Below are 3,454 nucleotides of genomic sequence, written 5' to 3'. Positions count from 1 at the left end.
CAAAGGAGTTTACAAAAACGATATATGATGAAATTATTTATGTAGATCCGGAGAATGGCATTAACTCGTCAAAAGCTCCCGGCACATTCCACGAGCCGTTTAAAACAATGGCTCACGGAAGAACAAAAGCGCGTAGCTTGATGAACGATGCGATACAGAGCGGCAGCGCACTCAACCTTTGCATTGTTATGATGCCCGGAGTTTATGCGGGTTTTGATTTTACGAAGGTCAACACCCCCTGCGCAGACAATGTCAGCATCACATATACCTCTTTTAAGCCCGGCGAAGCAGTTGTTTCTGAGGGAAAACAGGTAACCGGGTTTACGCTTTACAATTCGGAAAAAAACATTTACCAGGCTAATATCAGCAATTTGGGCACTGTTGCATTAAACAGCAGACAAATTTATGTGAATGGGGTGCGCGCAGTGCGTGCCAGAAGTGAAGGCAAGCTTGAAAACTGCGTTAATCTTGGAAAAGGCGGCGTTGGCGTTACGACCACAGACACATCCCTGCTCGATTATAAAAAAATAAACGAGCTGGAACTGGTGTTCTATGAAAACTGGACCAATCCCAGATTTGTGGTGGAGTCGGCTTCGTTTGATGAAGAGACGCAGCTTGTGACACTGGAGCTAAACGAAAGTTTGTGGAATATCCGCATGAACGGTGGAAATACGGTTCCCACCGTTCCGGAATATTATGAAAATGCCTTTGAGCTATTAGACGAAGGCGGAGAATTTTATATTGACAAAACCTTTGGCAAGCTTTATTATATCCCGAGAGACTATGAGGATATGAGTACGGCAGAGATTGTTATCCCGTGCGATGAATCGCTGATGTCAATTACTGGCACGGCCGAGGAACCAATGAAAAATATTACGTTTGACGGAATTTCTTTTGAACACACCACATGGACAGCGCCGAATGCAAGCGGGTTTGCAGATGGTCAAAACAACGGGGGAAGTACTGCAACGACAAGCGGTTTTATTCCCGGTGCAATTGAGTTGACAAACGTTCACAATGTAAATTTTTATAATTGTAAAATTTCTAAGATTGGGCAAACGGCTGTAAAAATGCTGGAAGCGGTTCAGAATTGCGATTTTGTTGGAAACGAGATTTACGACACCTCTGGAGGCGCAATTTTTGTTGGAGATGCAACATGGCAGCATGCACGGGCGCCAAAGGAGGAAAAGTATTATCAGATTAACAACAATGTGACGGATAACTATATTCATGACATATCAGTTGAGTTTAGGGCTGGAGCGGCCATTACTGCTGCTTTCCCCAAACATATGAATATTTGCAACAACGAGGTTTACAGCACTGCGTATTCCAGTGTTCATACCGGTTGGGGCTGGGGCAGCAAAGCTGAGTCTGGAACAGTGAATTTAAACATTAATAACAATTATCTGCATAAGATTTTGAACACGATTATGTTTGACGGCGGTGCTATTTATACGTTAGGGCACACCGGAGGGTCGCTGGACAATTTAAACGAAATGTGTGGAAATTACTGTTATGATATTGGGAACATGTTTGGAGTTCTGTATCCTGATGAAGGGTCGTCTTATTGGCTTTTAGACAACAATGTGGTAGACCAGACCCAGCACCCGGTTTGGAAGGGAAAAGGCTCCAGCAATGTTGCCGCACGGTGGACGCATATTCATATTAATACAATTAACAATATTGTATATGGCGATAATAATTACAGCACCACGGCGGAAAAGTTAAATAACGGAACAGACATTCAGTATCAGGACCCGCATGTGTATCCAAATGCAGATTGGCCGGAAGAAGCACAAAAAATTATTGCACAGTCCGGCGTTCGGGAACCCTACCGGGATAATTTTGATTTTGGCTTGCAGGAGGTTTATTTCCCTGCTGAATTTAAAATGGAAGTAGGAGACACAATTTCACTCTCTTACATTCCCACAACCAGCAAAATGGTACGTTATGATATTAGTAATGTGGCAAAAGCTTTTAAAAGCGACAATCCTGATATCGTCAGTGTAAATGCAAACGGCGAACTGACAGCCCATTCCTCCGGTACCACAAAAATTAAAGTGGCGTTTATGGACAATGAAGTGGAACGGACATTTGAAGGTACTGTTGTAGTTCCGTAAAGACAAATTTATATACGGCGGGCAAACTTACCCGCCGTATTTTTTTGTATTTTTTTAAATAACCCTTGCTAAATTTGCATTATTCTAATATAATATACAATGTAAATGTATATTTATAAAAAAGGGTTGATTATACTTGAACATATTACTCGTGATAAATGAACAAAAGGATCCTGGATACGTTTTAGCAAATCAAGTTTCAGAGCTGATTGGTACCAGAGCCAACCTCTTTATTGATGGGAAGCACCGTGGTGCCAGCGTTAAAAACGCAAAAAAGATCAGTGAAAATGAATATGCCGGCATGGATGTTATTTTGGTTTTGGGCGGAGATGGAACGCTTTTGTCCGTTGCTAAGGAAGCGTCAAATTTAAACCTTCCCGTAATTGGAATTAATTTAGGACGTCTAGGCTTTTTAGCCGAAATTGAGCGGGAAGAAATTGAAGAAGGATTAAACAAGCTTTTTGCCGGAAATTATGAAATAGAAGAGAGAATGATGCTTCATGCGGTCCTGTCAGACGGAAAAGAGACCACTGCGCTGAACGACATTGTTGTAACACGGGCAAGTTCAACCCTGAAAATATTGGATTTAGATATTTTCATTGACAATGAATATGTCGACGATTTTAAGGCAGACGGCATTATCGTTGCAACCCCCACCGGCTCTACCGCATATTCGCTATCCGCCGGAGGCCCCATTGTAGACCCCTCACTGAATTCCATGATTGTAACGCCTGTCTGCCCGCATAAAATGTATTCGCGAACCATTATCGTACCGCCGGAGAAAACCGTTACGGTAAAATGCAAAGCAGCAATTGACAATGAAGCTGTTGTGGCAGCGGACAGTGAAATTTTGGGTAAGCTTTCCGGAAACAAAACTGTGGTAATTCAAATTGCCCAGAAGAATTTTAAATTAATTCGGTTTAAAGGATATAAGTTTTTCAGTGTACTGCACAACAAACTGGTAAAAAAAGAAAGCTGATGAAGGGGTTGATTCAATGAAACTGAGCAGGCATACGAAAATTTTGGATTTAATAGCGAAATACAGCATTGACACACAGGAAGAACTGGCAAGGCGGCTGGCTGACAGCGGTTATAACGTTACGCAGGCAACCGTTTCGCGGGATATAAAGGATTTGAAGTTAGTAAAGGTTTTAGGCGACAATGGCGTGTATAAATATGTTCAAAGCGGCGGGCGGGAAAATAATTCTGCTGACAAAAATTTTAATTCCATTTTAGTCAGCTCCGTTATTAATATTGAGTTTGCCATAAATATTGTAGTGATTAAAACACATTCCGGAATGGCCCAGGCTGTTGGCTTTGTAATCGATTCGCTG

3 protein-coding genes are annotated in these 3,454 nt (G+C 42.0%); all 3 read left to right on the top strand.

Annotation, left to right across the window (positions count from 1 at the left end; all coding sequences use genetic code 11):
* On the top strand, positions 1–2,120 hold a 2,120-nt coding region (locus tag WIG73_RS00060; protein ID WP_337398739.1), incomplete at its 5' end, for a hypothetical protein.
* A gap of 136 nt (positions 2,121–2,256) precedes the next feature.
* Entirely contained in the window at positions 2,257–3,099 is an 843-nt protein-coding gene (locus WIG73_RS00055) for an NAD(+)/NADH kinase (protein WP_337398738.1), read from the top strand.
* Between the two features lie 16 nt (positions 3,100–3,115).
* On the top strand, positions 3,116–3,454 hold a 339-nt coding region (locus tag WIG73_RS00050; RefSeq protein WP_337398737.1), incomplete at its 3' end, for an arginine repressor.

It is taken from the genome of Congzhengia sp. (assembly GCF_037235575.1).
Lineage (GTDB): Bacteria > Bacillota > Clostridia > UBA1381 > UBA9506 > Congzhengia > Congzhengia minquanensis.
The sequence above is the reverse complement of the archived record's forward strand: the minus strand, read 5'-3'. Positions and strand labels throughout refer to the sequence as shown.